17 protein-coding genes are annotated in these 16676 nt (G+C 65.9%); 5 read left to right on the plus strand and 12 right to left on the minus strand.

Annotated features, from left to right (window positions below; all coding sequences use genetic code 11):
* Positions 1-57 precede the first annotated feature (57 nt).
* Both RPB_RS07840 and RPB_RS07845 read right to left on the minus strand, forming a co-directional pair.
* A complete protein-coding gene (locus RPB_RS07840; protein WP_011440455.1) occupies positions 58-1131 on the minus strand; it encodes a branched-chain amino acid ABC transporter permease in 1074 nt (357 codons plus the stop codon).
* Between the two features lies 1 nt (position 1132).
* The gene (locus RPB_RS07845; RefSeq protein WP_011440456.1) at positions 1133-2026 is read right to left on the minus strand and encodes a branched-chain amino acid ABC transporter permease; all 894 of its coding nucleotides are present in this window, start codon (positions 2024-2026) and stop codon (positions 1133-1135) included.
* Positions 2027-2142: 116 nt separating this feature from the next.
* Here RPB_RS07845 and RPB_RS07850 point away from each other — a divergent pair, with 116 nt between their 5' ends.
* The gene (locus RPB_RS07850) at positions 2143-2508 is read left to right on the plus strand and encodes an endonuclease domain-containing protein (protein ID WP_011440457.1); all 366 of its coding nucleotides are present in this window, start codon (positions 2143-2145) and stop codon (positions 2506-2508) included.
* Between the two features lie 194 nt (positions 2509-2702).
* Here RPB_RS07850 and RPB_RS07855 read toward each other — a convergent pair whose 3' ends face one another.
* Positions 2703-4634 (minus strand): long-chain fatty acid--CoA ligase, encoded by a 1932-nt coding sequence (locus RPB_RS07855; protein WP_011440458.1) that lies wholly within the window; start codon positions 4632-4634, stop codon positions 2703-2705.
* Positions 4631-5458, minus strand: coding sequence for an ABC transporter ATP-binding protein (locus tag RPB_RS07860; RefSeq protein ID WP_041798078.1), 828 nt, complete (start codon positions 5456-5458; stop codon positions 4631-4633). Before RPB_RS07860 ends, RPB_RS07855 begins: the two co-directional genes overlap by 4 nt.
* A gap of 421 nt (positions 5459-5879) precedes the next feature.
* Between RPB_RS07860 and rfbB the strand changes: the two genes are divergently transcribed.
* The 4 genes from rfbB to rfbA are packed head-to-tail and all read left to right on the plus strand — an operon-like array spanning position 5880 to position 9312.
* Positions 5880-6941 (plus strand): dTDP-glucose 4,6-dehydratase, encoded by a 1062-nt coding sequence (gene rfbB / locus RPB_RS07865; RefSeq protein WP_011440460.1) that lies wholly within the window; start codon positions 5880-5882, stop codon positions 6939-6941.
* A 21-nt stretch (positions 6942-6962) separates the two neighbouring features.
* Entirely contained in the window at positions 6963-7520 is a 558-nt protein-coding gene (gene rfbC, locus RPB_RS07870) for a dTDP-4-dehydrorhamnose 3,5-epimerase (protein ID WP_011440461.1), read from the plus strand.
* Between the two features lie 3 nt (positions 7521-7523).
* Entirely contained in the window at positions 7524-8420 is an 897-nt protein-coding gene (gene rfbD, locus RPB_RS07875; RefSeq protein WP_011440462.1) for a dTDP-4-dehydrorhamnose reductase, read from the plus strand.
* A gap of 13 nt (positions 8421-8433) precedes the next feature.
* Positions 8434-9312 (plus strand): glucose-1-phosphate thymidylyltransferase RfbA, encoded by an 879-nt coding sequence (gene rfbA, locus RPB_RS07880; protein WP_011440463.1) that lies wholly within the window; start codon positions 8434-8436, stop codon positions 9310-9312.
* 23 nt (positions 9313-9335) lie between these two features.
* Here rfbA and RPB_RS07885 read toward each other — a convergent pair whose 3' ends face one another.
* From RPB_RS07885 to RPB_RS07920, 8 genes are all read right to left on the minus strand, one after another.
* The gene (locus tag RPB_RS07885) at positions 9336-11213 is read right to left on the minus strand and encodes a glycosyltransferase family 39 protein (protein WP_011440464.1); all 1878 of its coding nucleotides are present in this window, start codon (positions 11211-11213) and stop codon (positions 9336-9338) included.
* Between the two features lie 28 nt (positions 11214-11241).
* Positions 11242-11823 carry a hypothetical protein gene (locus RPB_RS07890; RefSeq protein ID WP_011440465.1) on the minus strand — a complete coding sequence of 194 codons (582 nt, stop codon included), beginning with the start codon at positions 11821-11823 and terminating at the stop codon, positions 11242-11244.
* Positions 11824-11996: 173 nt separating this feature from the next.
* Positions 11997-12413 carry a carboxymuconolactone decarboxylase family protein gene (locus RPB_RS07895; RefSeq protein ID WP_041798080.1) on the minus strand — a complete coding sequence of 139 codons (417 nt, stop codon included), beginning with the start codon at positions 12411-12413 and terminating at the stop codon, positions 11997-11999.
* Positions 12346-12780: a MerR family transcriptional regulator gene (locus RPB_RS07900; protein ID WP_011440467.1), complete on the minus strand. Its 435-nt coding sequence runs from the start codon at positions 12778-12780 to the stop codon at positions 12346-12348. The genes RPB_RS07895 and RPB_RS07900 overlap by 68 nt, the downstream gene beginning before the upstream one ends.
* Before the next feature lie 103 nt (positions 12781-12883).
* Positions 12884-13579 (minus strand): ABC transporter ATP-binding protein, encoded by a 696-nt coding sequence (locus tag RPB_RS07905; RefSeq protein WP_041798624.1) that lies wholly within the window; start codon positions 13577-13579, stop codon positions 12884-12886.
* Between the two features lie 2 nt (positions 13580-13581).
* A complete protein-coding gene (locus RPB_RS07910) occupies positions 13582-14331 on the minus strand; it encodes an ABC transporter ATP-binding protein (protein ID WP_011440469.1) in 750 nt (249 codons plus the stop codon).
* Positions 14328-15629: a branched-chain amino acid ABC transporter permease gene (locus RPB_RS07915; protein ID WP_011440470.1), complete on the minus strand. Its 1302-nt coding sequence runs from the start codon at positions 15627-15629 to the stop codon at positions 14328-14330. Before RPB_RS07915 ends, RPB_RS07910 begins: the two co-directional genes overlap by 4 nt.
* Positions 15626-16573, minus strand: coding sequence for a branched-chain amino acid ABC transporter permease (locus tag RPB_RS07920; RefSeq protein ID WP_011440471.1), 948 nt, complete (start codon positions 16571-16573; stop codon positions 15626-15628). The genes RPB_RS07915 and RPB_RS07920 overlap by 4 nt, the downstream gene beginning before the upstream one ends.
* Between the last annotated feature and the right edge of the window lie 103 nt (positions 16574-16676).

Here is a 16676-nt window from a genome sequence, read left to right on the forward strand (position 1 = left end):
TTGGTTCTCCTCCTGTGGTTCTTGTCGAGTTTTTGGTGGTGTCGTGTCGTTCCGGCCTCAATGCGAAAACGGGTAGAGTTTCCAGTACGCCTTGATCTGCCGCCAGCGGTGCGCCAGGCCGTCCGGCTCGAACACCAGGAAGGCGATGATGATCAGGCCGATCGCGATCTCGCGCAGGAAGGTCAGATTGTTGTTGAGCTGCAACGCGCGGTCGATGACGCCGCCCTTCAGCTCCATGCTGATCCATTCCATCGCTTCCGGCAGCAGCACGACGAAAGCCGTGCCCATCAGCGTGCCCGAGATCGAGCCGATGCCGCCGATGATGATCATCGCCAGGAACAGGATCGAGCGCTCGATGCCGAAGCCTTCGTTCGACACCACGAGCTGGTAATGCGCGTACAGCGCGCCCGCGATGCCGGCAAAGAACGCGGCGAGGCCGAACGACAGCGTGCGATATTTGGTGAGGTTGATGCCCATGATCTCGGCGGAGAGATAATGGTCGCGCACCGCCACCAGCGCCCGGCCGTCGCGGCTCCGCATCAGATTGGTCACCAGCAGATAGCTGACCAGGAGATAGACCAGCACGACGTAGAAATATTGCTTGTCGCCGCGCAGCATGTAGCCGAACAGCGAGAACGGATTGGCCGAGGCCGGCACCGAGCCGCCGGAGAACCATTCGGCGCGGGAGAAGAAGTCGATCAGGATGTATTGCGCCGCCAGCGTCGCGATGACGAGATACAGCCCCTTCAGCCGCGCCGCCGGCAGCCCGAACACGAGGCCGACCAGGGCGGTGATCACGCCGGCGAGCGGGATGGTGAAGAATACCGGGATCGGCAGATTGTTGTTGAGATAGGCCGAGGTGTAGGCGCCGAGCAGGAAGAACGCGGCGTGGCCGATCGAGATCTGCCCGGTGAAGCCGACCAGGATGTTCAGGCCGAGCGCGGCGATGCCGAAAATGCCGATCTGGATCAGCACGCTCAGCCAGTAGCCCGACAGCACCAGCGGCGCGAACGAGATCAGCACGATGCCGAGGATCGCCGCGTTGCGGCTGGTCCTGGTCGGGAAGATCGTGGTGTCGGCGGCGTAGCTGGTGCGGAAATCGCCGGCGGGAATCAGTGACGGGCTTGCCATGTCAGATGCGCTCGATGTCCTTGGTGCCGAACAGGCCGTAGGGCTTGATCATCAGGATGATGATCAGCACGTAGAACGGCGCGATCTCGTAGAGATTGCCCCAGTGCAGATATTCGCTGTCGATGTATTGGGCGAGGTTTTCCAAGAGGCCGATGATGATGCCGCCGAGCACGGCGCCGCCGATCGAGTCGAGACCGCCGAGGATCGCCGCCGGAAACACCTTGATGCCGTAGGCCGACAGCCCCGACGACACGCCGTTGACCACCGCGACGACGACGCCGGCGACCGCCGAGACGGTGGCGGAGATCGCCCAGGCCATCGCGAACACGCTCTTCACCGAGATGCCGAGCGACTGCGCGACCTGCTGGTTGAACGCGGTGGCGCGCATCGCCAGTCCGTATTTCGACACTTTGAAGAACCACGCCATGCCGATCATCATCGCCACCGAGACCACCAGACTCATCACATAGACGGTCTGCAGCTGGAAGCCTGCGAACGACACCGACTGGGTGGTGAAGATCTGCGGGAACGGCTGCGGGTTGACGCCGAAGATCCATTTCAGCGTCGCCTGGAACACCGTCGACAGCGCGATCGTCACCATGATCACCGAGATGATTGGTTCGCCGATCATCGGCCGCAACACGATGATCTGGATCGCGATGCCGAACGCGAACATGAACACCAGCGTCAGCGGCATGCCGACATAGAACGGCACCTGATACTTGGCGAGCAGCGCCCAGCACACCCAGGCGCCGATCAGCAGCAATTCGCCCTGCGCGAAGTTGACGACCTGCGTGGCCTTGTAGATCAGCACGAAACTCATCGCCACCACGCCGTACAGCGTGCCGACGACGAGGCCGTTGACGAGAAGCTGGAACAGAAGCTGTGTGTTCATGCGGCGGCTCGATGCTGACGGAAACCTGAAAGCGCGCTAGGTTTGCACCTCTCCCCGCGTGCGGGGAGACGTCGGGTCACCGCGAAGCGGTGATCCGGGTGAGGGGGCGCCTCGACATGCGAGAAGCCAGAGAGCATCAAACCAACCGGGCTCGAAACCTGCGCCGGAACGCGACGGATGCCGAGAATGCGCTGTGGCAGCGGCTTCGATCCCGGTCGCTGCTCGGCTTCAAATTTGTGCGGCAAGAGCCGATCGGCCCCTACACGGTGGATTTCCTGTGCAGGGAGCTCCGCCTCATCGTCGAGGTCGATGGCGGGCAGCATGCGGAGAGTAAGGGAGATGCGGTGCGCGACCACTGGCTGCGCGAGCACAATTACCGCGTCGTGCGATTCTGGAACAACGATGTCCTGCATAACATCGAAGGCGTTTTGGAAGGCCTCGCCGCTGTGCTCGCGGAGGCGCCCCCTCACCCGGATCGCTGACGCGATCCGACCTCTCCCCGCAAGCGGGGAGAGGTTAAGCTCCGGCGCTCTGCCTTCAGAAATGTCCCCGAGCAGTGCGCACCTCTCCCCGCGCGCGGGGAGAGGTCGGATCATCGCGAAGCGGTGATCCGGGTGAGGGGGCGTCTCAACGCGGCCGAGCTGGCGTGCCAGACAATCTTTCCGAGGCCGACAACTCATTCCGCCGCCTCCGCATGCGCGTGGCCGCTGGCGAGGTCGACCACCTTCAGCGTCGTTCGGATGCGTTGGGTGGTACCGTCCTGAAACTGGATCTGGGTGTCGACCGGGATCTCGCTCCGGCCGCCATAGATGCCGTCGATGATGTCGGCGTATTTCTCATTGATCACCGAGCGGCGGACCTTGCGGGTGCGGGTGAGTTCGCCGTCGTCGGCGTCGAGCTCCTTGTAGAGCAGCAGGAAGCGGGCGATCCGCTGCGCCGGCGGCAGCGTCGCATTGACCGATTCGACCTCGCTGCGCAGCATCTCGTAGACCTCGGGCCGCGACGCGAGGTCCGAATAGGTGGTGAAGCCGATCCGCTTCTTCTCGGCCCATTTCGAGATGATCGAATAGCGGATGCAGATCATCGCCGCGAGCCGGTCGCGGCCGGCGCCGAGCACCACGGCTTCGGCCACATAGGGCGAGAATTTCAGCTTGTTCTCGATATATTGCGGCGAGAATTTCTCGCCGTGCGAGGTCTCGGCGAGATCCTTGATGCGGTCGATCACCACGAGCTGGCCGGCCGCGTTGAAATAGCCGGCGTCGCCGGATTGCATCCAGCCGTCCTGCATGTCGGCTTTGGATGCTTCCTCGTTCTTGTAGTAGCCGAGATACATGTTGGGGTGGCGCACCACGATCTCGCCGATGCCCTGGACATCGGGGTTCTCGACCTTGATCTCGATCTCGGCGCCCATCGCCACGCCGGTGGTGTCGGGATCGACCGCGTCCGCTCTGTGCAGCGTGTAGGCGCCGAGCAGTTCGGTCTGGCCGTACAGCGTGCGCAGCGGCACGCCCATCGCGCGGAAGAACTTGAAAGTATCCGGGCCGAGCGCCGCGCCGCCGGTCGCCGCCGAGCGCAGCCGCGTGAAGCCGAGCCGGTCGCGCAGCGCGCGGAACAGCACGGCGTCGGCGAAGGCCGAATGCTTGCCCTCGGCGAGCGCCGCGAGCCCCGCTTTCATGCCGGTCTCGTACAGCCGCTGTTTCAGTGGCGAGGCGTCCATCACCCGCGCGCGCACATCCGCGGCGATGCCTTCCCAGACGCGCGGCGCGAACAGCACGAAGGTCGGCGCGATCTCGCGGAAGTCGTTCATCATGGTGTCGGGTTCTTCGACGAAATTGACTTTCATCCGGCACAACAGCCCTTTGCCGAGCGCGTAGACCTGCTCCATGATCCACGGCAGCGGCAGCACCGAGACGTATTCGTCGTCCGGCCCCTTCGGGTCGAAGCTGAGATACGTCGCGCAATGTTTCAGCACGCGCCCCGCGGCCAGCATTGCCAGCTTGGGATGCGCGGTGGTGCCCGAAGTGGTGCAGAGGATCGCGACGTCCTCGCCGCCCGTCGCATCGACCAGGCGATCGTAGATCCCCGGCTCGCGCGCCGCGCGGGCGCGGCCCATCGCCGCCAGCGTGTCGGCCGGCAGCAGCCGCGGGTCGTCGTATTTGCGCATCCCGCGCGGATCCGAATAGACGATGTGCTTGAGGTTCGGCACCCGCTCGGCGAGCAGCAGCAGCTTGTCGACCTGCTCCTCGTCCTCGGCGAAAACCAGCTTGGCCTCGCCATAGGTCAGGAGATAGGCGGCTTCCTCGTCGAGCACGTCGCGATACAGCCCGAGGCTCATCGCGCCGATGGCGTGCGTGGCGATCTCGGCGGACACCCAGTCCGGCCGGTTGTCGCCGATGATGCCGATGACGTCGCCGCGACCGAGCCCGAGCTCGATCATGCCGAGCGCGAAATCGTGCACCCGGCTCTGGTAGTCGGCCCAGGTGAAGACACGCCACAGTCCGAGCGATTTTTCGCGCAAGGCGATCTGTTCGCCGAACTCTCGCGCATTCAGCCGCAGCAGCTTCGGAAACGTATCGGCTGCCGCGACGCGGCCGGCATAGTCCATCATGCGACATGCTCCGCAGTGCTCGGATGGCTGGGCATGTCGTCCGGATCGACCAGCACCTCGTCCTCCTCGCCGAGATAAGCGCGCTTGACGTGCGGATCGGCCAGCACCTCGGCCGGCTCGCCCTCGGCGATCTTGCGGCCGAAATCCAGCACCACCACGCGATTGGAGATGTCCATCACCACGCCCATGTCGTGCTCGATCATCACCACCGTCATGCCGAACTCTTCGTTGAGGTCGACGATGTAGCGGGCCATGTCCTCCTTCTCTTCGAAGTTCATGCCGGCCATCGGCTCGTCGAGCAGGATCAGCTTCGGCTCCAGCGCCATCGCGCGCGCCAGCTCGACGCGCTTGCGCAGGCCGTAGGAGAGGGTGCCGGCGGTCGCCTTGCGCACCGACTGCAGGTCGAGGAAGTCGATGATCTCCTCGACCTTGTGGCGATGTTCGAGTTCCTCGCGCCGGGCGCCGAGCCAGTACAGCGCGCCGGTGAAGAAGTTGTTTTTCAGAAGGTGATGGCGCCCGACCATGATGTTGTCGAGCACGCTCATGTGGTGGAACAGCGCGAGATTCTGGAAGGTGCGGCCGATGCCGAGCGGGGCGCGGGCGTTCGGCTTGAGGCCGGTGATGTCGCGGCCGTGGTAGAACAGCTGGCCTTCGGTCGGCCGGTAACGGCCGGAGATGCAGTTGACGATCGAGGTCTTGCCGGCGCCGTTGGGGCCGATGATGGAAAACAGCTCGCCGTCGTTCACGGCGAAGCTGACCTCGCTCAGCGCGCGGACGCCGCCGAAACGCAAGGACACATTGCGCACTTCCAACGCGTGTTCCAAACCCGTTCCTCCCCCGGTCACCCTTCGCCCCAGCATTGCTGTGTGGTGGCGGGATGCCCTTGCGTGCCTTTGCCGGCTTTTTCGCAGTCCAACCCTATAACAGGCGGGTTGCCGAAGATATGCGACTATTTTAATCTGAAAAACAGCCTCGGGCGCAAGACGGGAGAGCGCGAACACGTTTGAATGTCGGGTTGATCTCGCTCGGCGTGCAGCCCGACGAGCGTTACCGCACGCTGTGACGTGCGATTGCGCTGCACATGCAGAGCCGATCGGCCAGCCGCCTTCACGTCCGCAGAGTTGAAATGCCACTTTCAATGGATTGCAATCGTCGCCGATCGGCGTGCCGGGGCGCGGCCGCCGCCGGCTGCATCGGGCGTCCGTCGCCCCGAGCAACGATGCCCGTCCGGAAACAGGCGAACCGATGACCAGACGATTCATCATCACAGGCGGCGCGGGCTTCATCGGCTCGGCGGTGGTCCGTCGTCTGATCGAGACGACCGGCCACGAGGTGCTCGTCGTCGACAAGCTGACCTATGCGGGCAATCTGGAATCGCTCGCCCCGGTGTCGTCCGATCCGCGCTTTCGTTTCGAACGCGCCGACATCGCCGATGCCGGCGCGATCCGGCGGATCGTCGCCGACTTCTCCCCGGATGTGGTGATGCACCTCGCCGCGGAAAGTCATGTCGACCGCTCGATCGACGGTCCGGCCGAGTTCATTCAGACCAACGTCGTCGGCACCTTCGTTCTGCTGCAGGCGGCGCTGGCGCATTGGCGCGCGCTGCCGGCCGATCGGAAGGCCGGTTTCCGCTTCCACCACATCTCGACCGACGAAGTGTTCGGCTCACTCGGGCCGACCGGCTATTTCGACGAGCAGACGGCCTACCAGCCCAATTCACCCTATTCGGCATCGAAGGCCGGGTCCGACCATCTGGTGCGCGCCTGGCATCACACCTACGGCCTGCCGACGCTGATGACCAATTGCTCGAACAATTACGGCCCGTATCAGTTTCCGGAAAAGCTGATCGCGCTGACGATCATCAATGCGCTGGAAGGCAAGCCGCTCCCGGTCTACGGCGCCGGCACCAATGTGCGCGACTGGCTGCATGTCGACGATCACGCCGAAGCGCTGCTGCTGGTCGCCGCCGAGGGCGCCGTCGGCGACAGCTACAACATCGGCGGGCACAACGAGCACACCAATCTTTCGGTGGTGCGCGACATCTGCCGCATCGTCGACGAACTCGCGCCGGACAGCGCCATCGGTCCGCGCGAGCAACTGATCGCATTCGTCGTCGACCGGCCGGGCCACGACCTGCGCTACGCCATCGATGCGAGCAAGATCGGTCGCGACCTCGGCTGGCGGCCGCGCTACGATTTCGAGACGGGGTTGCGTCGGACCGTGCAATGGTATGTCGCCAATGTCGACTGGTGGAAGCGGGTCCGCTCCGGCGCGTACCGGGGCGAACGCCTCGGGCTCGCGGTCTGACGACGGCCCGGGAGAACATTCGTGCTGACAGTGACGCCGACCGCGATCGAAGCCGTCAAGATCATCGTTCCCAAGGGCTTCGCCGATTCGCGCGGGGTGTTCTGCGAAACCTACAATCATCGCCGCTTCGTCGAGTACGGCGTTTCGTTCGATTTCGTGCAGGACAATCAGTCGAGCTCGGCCCGGGCCGGCACGATCCGCGGCCTGCATTTCCAGAGTCACCCGGCGGCGCAGGACAAGCTGGTGCGCGTGTTGCGCGGCCGGATTCTCGACGTCGCCGTCGATCTGCGCCGCACGTCGCCGACCTATGGCCGATGGGTGGCCGAAGAACTCTCCGCCGACAACGGCAAGCAATTGCTGGTGCCGGTCGGTTTCGCGCACGGCTTCTGTACGCTCGAGCCGGAGACGTTGGTGCTCTACAAGGTGACCGGGTACTATGCGCCGGCGCACGATCTCGGGGTGGCTTGGAACGATCCGGATCTCGCGATCGACTGGCCGGTCTCCGCCGACCAGGCGGTGCTGTCGGAGAAGGATATGCAACTGCCGTCGTTCCGGTCTCTCCCGGCTTACTTCGAGTAGCTCATGCGCCTTGCCGTCACAGGCCGTCACGGCCAGGTCGCCCGATCCCTGCTGGAGCGCGCGCCGGCCGATATCGACATCGTCCCGCTCGCCCGTCCCGAGGTCGACCTGCAGCAGCCCCGCGCCGTCGCCGAGGCGATGGCCGCAGCGCGGCCCGATGCGGTGGTCAACGCCGCGGCCTACACGGCGGTCGATCTCGCCGAAACCGAGGCCGAGCTGGCTCACCGCATCAACGAAGCCGGCGCCGGTGCAGTCGCCGCCGCGGCTGCGCGCCTGGGCATTCCGGTGGTGCATCTGTCCACCGACTACGTGTTCGACGGCAGCCTGTCGCGTCCCTATCGGGAGGACGATGAGACCGGCCCGCTCGGCGTCTATGGCGCCAGCAAGCTCGCCGGCGAACGCGCGGTGGCGGCCGGCAATCCCGATCACGCGATCCTGCGCACGGCCTGGGTCTACAGCCCGTTCGGCAAGAACTTCGTTCGCACCATGCTGACACTCGCCGAGACCCGCGACGAACTCTCTATCGTCTGCGACCAGCGCGGTGCGCCGAGCTACGCGCTCGACATCGCGGACGGCATCTTCACGGTGGTTCGCAATCTGCTGGCGCGTCCGGACGACGCGGCGCTACGCGGCGTGTTTCACATGACCGGCCGTGGCGACACCGACTGGGCCGGCTTCGCCGAGGCGATCTTTGCCTGCTCGGCCGACGCCGGCGGTCCCGCGGCGCGGGTGAAGCGGATCGCGACCTCCGACTATCCGACCGCGGCGCGCCGGCCCGCCAATTCCCGCCTCGACACCGCACGGCTGGCCGCGCGCCACGGCGTGCGGCTGCCGGATTGGCGGGACTCGCTGCCCTCCTGCGTCGACCGGCTGCTGGCGGCGCGGCGCGTCCACCATTGAGACAGGCATCGCCATGACCACCGTTTCCAAGGGCATCATTCTCGCAGGCGGCAGTGGGACGCGGCTGTATCCGATGACGGTGTCGGCCTCTAAGCAGCTGCTGCCGATCTACGACAAGCCGCTGATCTACTACCCGCTGTCGACGCTGATGATGGCGGGCATCCGCGACATCCTGGTGATCTCGACCCCGGCGGACCTGCCGCGATTCCAGCAATTGCTCGGCGACGGCGCGCGCTGGGGGATGTCGTTCAGCTACGCCGAGCAGCCGCGCCCCGAAGGGCTGGCGCAGGCCTACATCATCGGCGCCGATTTCGTCGCCGGCGGGCCCTCCGCGCTCGTGCTCGGCGACAATCTGTTTTACGGCCACGATCTGATTCCGCTGCTGCGGAAGGCGGCGGGCCAGTGCGACGGCGCCACCGTGTTCGCCTATCAGGTGCGCGATCCGCAGGCCTACGGCGTCGTCGAATTCGACGACAACCAGACCGCGCTCTCGATCGAGGAGAAGCCGGCGACCCCGCGATCCAACTGGGCGGTGACCGGCGTGTACTTCTACGATTCACAGGCCGTCGAAATCGCCGCCGGGCTGAAACCGTCGGCGCGCGGCGAACTCGAGATCACCGATCTCAACCGGGCCTATCTCGAACGCGGTCAACTCCGCGTCGAAAAGATGGGGCGCGGTTTCGCTTGGCTCGATACTGGGACGCCGGACAGTCTGCTGGAGGCGGCCGAGTTCGTGCGCATCCTGGAAAAGCGGCAGGGCCTCAAGATCTGCTGCCCCGAAGAGATCGCCTTCCATATGAAGTGGATCGACGCCGATCAGCTCGAAGCTTTGGCGAAGCCGATCGCGAACAGCGGCTATGGCCGCTATTTGCTCGCTATCGCGCAACGCTGAGCCGCAGCGCGCCCGCAGCCGCCTCAGCGCCGCCGCCAGATCGTCGCCTGCGCCTGTTGGTCCGGCAGGTCGTAGCTCGGTCCACGGGCGTAGCGGGTCTGATCGTTCATGGCGTCCAGGATGCCCGCCATTTTCGGATAGGTCCAGCCGACGGCAGGCAGTTCGTAGCGGCCGGTCGGCGCATCGATGGTCACGATGATGTCGGCGGTCGATCGCGCGATCCTGTCGGCCGTCACCCGGCGAACGTCCTCGCGCGAGGCGAGGTCCGCGATGAACGGATCGGGCACGAGCCGGTGGCAGCGGCAGTGCTCGCGGATCACCCAGGCGAACAGCTTGCTGGAGCCGAAGGTGGTCAACACCGTCACCTCGCGGGCGCCGTCCAGCTCCGCGAGATAGGGACGGACCAGACCGAGATCGGTCGGGCCGCTGTCCGGACGGGGGTGGATCGCGGAGGCGTAGGCCACCTCCGGAATGGCGTGGCCGACATTGACGACCAGCAGCGACGCCGTGGCGGCGACGGCGACGATGCCGCGCACCCATGGCGACAGCCGTCTCCGCAACCAGAAGAGCGCCAGTCCGGCGCCGGCACCGGTGCAGATCCACACCGCGAACAGCCAGGTCGACAGGAAGCGACCCTGGTATTGCGGATGGATCAGCACCCCGATCCACGCCAGCAGGGCGAACAGAAACACCACGCGCGCGCCGGGCGCGAGACGCCGGATGCCGAGCGCCCCGATCACCGCGAAGCCCACAGCGGGGATCGCCAGCCCGGGTTGGGTATGGAAGCCGTCCGCGAAGACGTGCCAGTAGAACTGAGCACTGTGCGCCAGATCGGTGCTGGGCTGCGGACTGTTGGCTGGCCCGACGAACCACAGGAAGCGCGACAGCCGGTGCGGCAGCAGGAACGAGATCGCGATCGGCGTGACGTGCCAGTACAGCAGCGCGCGGCCGGGCACGCCGAGCGCGGCGTCGATCGCGGCCTTGTGGCGCCACCAGAACAGCGCCCACCACAGGAAGACCAGCGCATAGGCGAGGGTCGTCAGGTTCTCCGGCGGATACAGCGACACGGATTTGCCGAACAGCTCCAGCGCCGTCGGGCCGCGCGCGTAGATGAAGCCGACCAGCGCCGCCACCAGCGCGGCGAGGATCAGCAGCGGTTGCCGGAAGGGGGCTGCGATCGCTGCGCCGACCTTGATCCGGCCGATCGCGCGGGCGACCGCCAGGGTGGCGCGCCAGCGTTCGGACGCGAAGGCGATCGCGATCGGCGCCAGCAGCAGGCCCCAGTAATTGCCCTTGTGGAAGAACAGCACGGTGAGCAGCACGGCGAGCAGCCGCCACCGCGCGGCTTTCTCGGGTTCAGCGGACGCGCGCAGATAGGCCCACAGCGCCGCGGCCGAGAGGCCGGCGCCGAGACCTTCCAGCATCACGTCGGCGCTGATCAGCCGGAACGCCGGGCTGGCCATGGTCAGGATGCTCGCGACCGCCGCGGCGAACAGGCCCTCCATCCGGCCGGCGAACAGCCGGCGCGCGATCAGCCATGTGAAGGCGATCGTCGCCACCCAGCCGATCAGGCTCGGCACGATGCCGAGGCGAACATCGATGCCGCCGATCAGCAGCACGACGCTCAGCACCAGCCCGTGGAACGGCGGCCAGACCTTGGCCTTTTCCAGCTCGGAGAAGAACCACGCGGGATCGAGCTGCCGCATCGCGAGCGCAAGGTCGAGGCCGAAGCTGTAGTGCGAATTGCGGTCGTGGTAGAAATAGCGCCACAGCAGATCCGGCGCGCGATAATAGTCGGCGAACATCGCCCCCGCGATGGCGATCGCCGCGCCCAGCACGACGAGGAAGGCGAACAGGTCGAGCGCGCTGCGGCCGGCGGAATGCGGGTCTGGTCTCAGCATCTCGGTTCGCCTCGCGCCGCCGCCCTGTTCAAGGTTTGCCGCTGTCGGCCGGATCGGTGAACAGGCCCGAAAACACGATTCCGATGAAGATCGAGATCATCGCGGCGCTGATGGCGTTCATCGAGAACAGCGCGGCGTAGGCGTCGGGCTGGTAGGCGTGCGGCGGCGCGCCGTAGCGATCGTGCAGAAAGAAATAAGCGGCCACCGGCAAGCCGGCCAAGGGCAGCATCAGCAGCCGCTCGCTGCGGCGGAACAGCAGGCTGGACAGCGTCGCGCAGGGCAGCAGAAACAGTTCGATCCCCGACGGCACGCCGAGCAGCCAGGTGCAGAACACGGTATTGCCGGTCGCGGTCAGCGACAGCGCAATCCGCCCGAGCAGCGAATGGGTACGGGCGAGGGCGGGAACGAGCGCGAACAACGGAAACGACAGCAGCGTCAGCAGCAGCCACGGCATTCCGCCCGTGCCCGCGACGACCGCGACATAGATCGGATAGAACGGCGTATTGCCGGCCAGCACCAGCGCGACCAGATTGCCGGTCGCCGCGAGCGGGTCGGGATTGGCGGCGTAGTCGGCGAGCCAGGTTCGCGTTCGGTTCAGGGTAGAAAGCATCGAGGCTCACGAATCGGAGACGCGGATCGGCTCGGCCAGCAATTCTAGTCCGGAACGATCAGCTCAGGAAAGTGCCGGAGCGTCGGCCGCTGTCGGCGTCTACGACGCGCTGGGCACGCGCGGCGCGCGCCTTCCGGTCGTCGGTCGACGATCCCGGAAGGCGAAAACGCTTGTCATGCCGCGGGCGCCTGACCGGATGCCGTGCGCGCGGCGAACACGTCCCTGGCTGCGAACAGGCCGTTCAGCGCCGCCGGGAATCCGGCATAGACCGCCATCTGCATGATGATCTCGATGATCTCGGCGCGGCTGAGGCCGACATTCAGCCCGGCCTCGATATGGACCTTGAGCTGCGGCGTGGCGTTGCCCATCGCGGTCAGGGCGGCGATGGTCGCGATCTCGCGGGCGCGCAGGTCGAGGCCGGGGCGGCTGTAGATGTCGCCGAACGGAAACTCGATCACATAGCGGGCGAAATCCGGCGCGATCTCGGCCAGCGAATCGATCACCTTGTGGCCGGCGTCGCCGTCAATCGCCGCGAGCGCGCGCAGCCCGCGCGCGTACCTTTCGTGCTGGTCGGTTGTGAGTTGCGTCATCGTCCGTCTCCACCTTGCTGGCGCCGGCGGCATAGCCGGCGATCTTGGTGTCGAGGACGGTCAGGCAGGCTTTGAGTTCGGCGACATGCGCCTGCACCTTGTCGCGGTGCTGCTGCAGCAGGACGCGTCGGGCGTCCTCCGTCGCAGCCCCGCGGGCGCGTAGTTTCGCGTAGCGCAGCATGTCCCGGATCGGCATCCCGGTGGTCTTGAGGCGACCGAGAAACGCGATCCAGACCAGGATCGAGGCGTCGTAGTCACGCTGGCCCGACGCATCGCGCGAGGCGCGGGGCAACAGCCCGATCCGCTCGTAATAGCGCAGCGTATGGGCGGTCAGCCCGGTTCGCCTAGCGAGGTCGCCGATCTTCATGGCCTGCTCTGTCCGTCACGACGCCCTGTTGCTACAGGTTAGAGCGCGCTCGAAGTCAAGCGCAAATCGGGACGGTAGAGGATGGGCGCCCCCGGCCGGCGGCTCAAACCTCGAGCCACTCCTTGCGCACCGCGGCGTTGTCCTTGAGGTCGGCGGGGCTGCCCTCGAACACGATCTGGCCGTGGCCCATGACGTAGACCCGGTGCGAGATCCGCATGGCGATCGACAGCTTCTGCTCGACCAGCAGGATGGCGACGCCGCGGCGGGCGATTTCGGCGATCAGATCGCCGACCTGCTGGACGATGATCGGCGCCAGCCCTTCGGTCGGCTCGTCGATCATCACCAGTTCGGGGTCGCCCATCAGCGTCCGGCAGATCGTCAGCATCTGCTTCTCGCCGCCGGACAGCACACCGGCTGGCGTGTCGGCGCGCTCCTTCAGGTTCGAGAACATGTCGAGCATGTCGTCGAGCCGCCATTTGCCAGGGTTGCGCGGATTCTTGACGCCGAGCATCAGGTTCTGCCGGACCGTCAGGCCCGGGAAGATATCGCGATGCTCGGGCACGTAGCCGAGGCCGAGATGCGCGATCTTGTGGCTCGGCAGGCCGGCGATGTTCTTGCCCTTGAAATTGATCGTGCCGTGCGGCGGCACCTCGCCCATGATCGCCTTGACGGTGGTGGAGCGGCCGACGCCGTTGCGGCCGAGCAGGCTGACCACTTCGCCGGCGTCGATATGCATGTCGACGCCCTGCAGAATGTGGCTCTTGCCGTAGTAAGCGTGCAGATCCTTGACCTCGAGCATCATCAGGCCGCCTCCTCACCGAGATAGGCTTCCTTGACTTTCGGGTTGCCGCGGATTTCCTCCGGCGTGCCCGACGCGATCACCTGGCCGTAGACCAGCACCGAAATGCGATCGGCGAGGCCGAACACCACGCTCATGTCGTGTTCGACGATCAGCAGCGTGCGGCCCTCGGTCAGTCGGCGAATCAGCGCCACCGCGCGCTCGGTCTCGGCATGGCTCATGCCGGCGGTCGGCTCGTCCAGCAGGATCACATTGGCGCCGCCGGCGATGGTGATGCCGATCTCCAGCGCGCGCTGCTCGGCATAGGTGAGAAGGCCCGCCGGGATGTCGCGCCGTGAGGTCAGATGGATGTCTTCGAGGACCTGCGCGGTGCGCTCGCGCACCTCGGGCAGATTGTCGACGTTCTTCCAGAACGAATAGCGATGGCCGGTCGCCCACAGCACGGCGCAGCGCAAATTTTCCCACACCGTCATGTTGGCGAACACGTTGGTGACCTGGAACGAGCGCGACAGTCCGCGGCGGTTGATCTGGAACGGGCGCAGGCCGGAGATTTCCTCGCCGCGCAGCAGGATGCGGCCGGAGGTCGGCTTCATATAGCCGCTGATCAGGTTGAACGTGGTGGATTTGCCGGCGCCGTTCGGTCCGATCAGCGCGTGGCGTTCGCCCTGGGCGATGCTGAGCGTGATGTTCTGGATCACCTTGGTGATGCCGAAGCTCTTCTCGACGCCGTGCAGTTCGATGGCGTTGCTCATAGGGCATGCACCTTGGCGCGGGCGGCGGTGAGGGTCTCGTCCCAGGTCTGGCCGACGCGGGCCCAGGCCATCCGGCACAGCCAGAAGCCGCCCACGATCAGCGCCGCGGAGATCGCCCAGGTCAGCGGGCTCGCCGCGTCGAACGGGATGCCGAACGCCTTGCGGTAGGGATCCTCGTGGGGATTGACGGTGTAGTGCACGATGGTCTCGATCATCAGCATCAGCCCGGTGACCAGCGCCAGCGTCGGCAGCGCGGCGATGAGATAGCTCGGCAGCATCCGCGACAGCATGCCGGCACGGATCAGCGGCCGGTGCATCATCAACAGGCCTGTGATGCCGCCGGGCGCGTACAGCACCACGGCGATGAAGAACAGGCCGAAATACAATTGCCAGACCTGGGTGAGGTCGGACAGGCCTAGCGACAGGATGGTGACGAAGATCGCCCCGACGATCGGGCCGATGAAGAAGCCGATGCCGCCGATATAGGCCGCGAACAGCACGGTGCCGGACTGCACCGCGCCGAGATAGGCCGAGTTGGCGATCTCGAAATTGATCGCGGCGAGCGCGCCGGCGATGCCGGCGAAGAACCCCGCAAAGCAGAACGCCAGATAGCGCACGACGTGTGGGTCGTAGCCGACGAACTGCACGCGCTCAGGATTGTCGCGGACCGCGTTGCACATCCGGCCGAGCGGCGTCCGGGTCAGCGCGTACATCGCGATGATCGCGATCAGCGTCCAGGCGGCGACCAGATAATAGATCTGGATCTGCGGCCCGAAGGACAGCCCGAACACCTTGAACAGCTTGGTGCGGTTGGCCGAGATGCCGGCCTCGCCGCCGAAGAAGGTGCGCAGGATCAGCGCCGAGGAGGCGACCAGTTCGGCGAGGCCGAGCGAGATCATCGCGAACGCGGTGCCCGAGCGCTGCGTCATCACCCAGCCGATCAGGGCCGCGAGGAACAGCCCCGCCATGCCGCCGATCAGCGGCACCAGCGGCAGCGGGATCGCCCATTTGTTGGCGCCGAGCAGATTGATGGCGTGGATCGCCAGGAAGCCGCCGAGGCCGTAATACACCGCGTGGCCGAACGACAGCATGCCGGTCTGGCCGAGCAGGATGTTGTAGGACAAGGCGAAGATGATCGAGATGCCGACCAGGCTGAAGGTCGTCAGCGATCCGCCGGATGAGAAGATCTGCGGCAGCAGCAGCAGCGTCAGCGCTGTGGCGATCCAGACCCCGTAGAATTTGAGGCGATCGGACAGCGCCGGTCGCGGCGGCGCGACGCGGGAAGCGAGGTCGGTCATGTTTCGCGGGTTCCCAACAGCCCCATCGGCCGGAAGATCAGGATCAGCACGAGCAGCAGATACGGCATGATCGGCGCGATCTGCGCGATCGTCACGTTCCAGATGTCGCTGAGCCAGGATTGCGCCAGGTCGGGTCCGAGCGGCCCGAACACCGAGGCGAGCGAGCCGTTGACCGACACGGCGAAGGTCTGCACCAGCCCGATCAGCAGCGAGGCGATGAAGGCGCCCGGCAGCGAGCCGAGGCCGCCGACCACGACGACGACGAACAGGATCGGGCCGAGCATCGCCGCCATGTTAGACTGCGTCACCAGCGACGGGCCGGCGATCACGCCGGCGACGGCGGCGAGCGCGGTGCCGACGCCGAACACCAGCATGAAGATGCGTTCGACGTTGTGGCCGAGATGACCGACCATATGCGGATGCGTCAGCGCCGCCTGTACGATCAGGCCGATCCGCGTGCGCTTCAGCACCAGCAACAGGCCGATGAAGATCACGATCGAGATCGCCAGCATGAACATCTTGTAGGCGGGGTAGTTGGTCGAAAAGATCGTGAAGGCCGGAAAGTCGAGCAGGGCCGGTGGGCGGAAATCGACCGGGACCTTGCCCCAGATGATCGATACGATCTCCTCGATCGCGAACGCCAGGCCGAAGGTGAACAGCAACTCCGCGACATGGCCGTTGCGATGGACGCGGCGCAGGCCGAAGCGTTCGACCGCGGCGCCGATCGCGCCCGCCAGCAGCGGCGCGAAGATCAGCGCCGGCCAGAACCCGAACCAGCGGCTGATCTGGAAGCCGAAGAACGCGCCGAGCATGTAGAAGCTGGCATGGGCGAAGTTCAGCACGCCGAGCATGCTGAAGATGACGGTGAGCCCACTCGCCATCAGGAACAGCAGCATCCCGTACAGGACGCCGTTGAGGGTGGAAATGACGACCAGCTCGAGCACGTGTCTGCCTGCAACTGAGGGGAGGGCCTGCGATCACCTCTCCCCGCGCGCGGGGAGAGGTCGGATCAGCGCGAAGCGATGATCCGGGTGAGGGGGCGTCTCG

Source organism: Rhodopseudomonas palustris HaA2 (assembly GCF_000013365.1).
Taxonomy (GTDB): Bacteria; Pseudomonadota; Alphaproteobacteria; order Rhizobiales; family Xanthobacteraceae; genus Rhodopseudomonas; species Rhodopseudomonas palustris_J.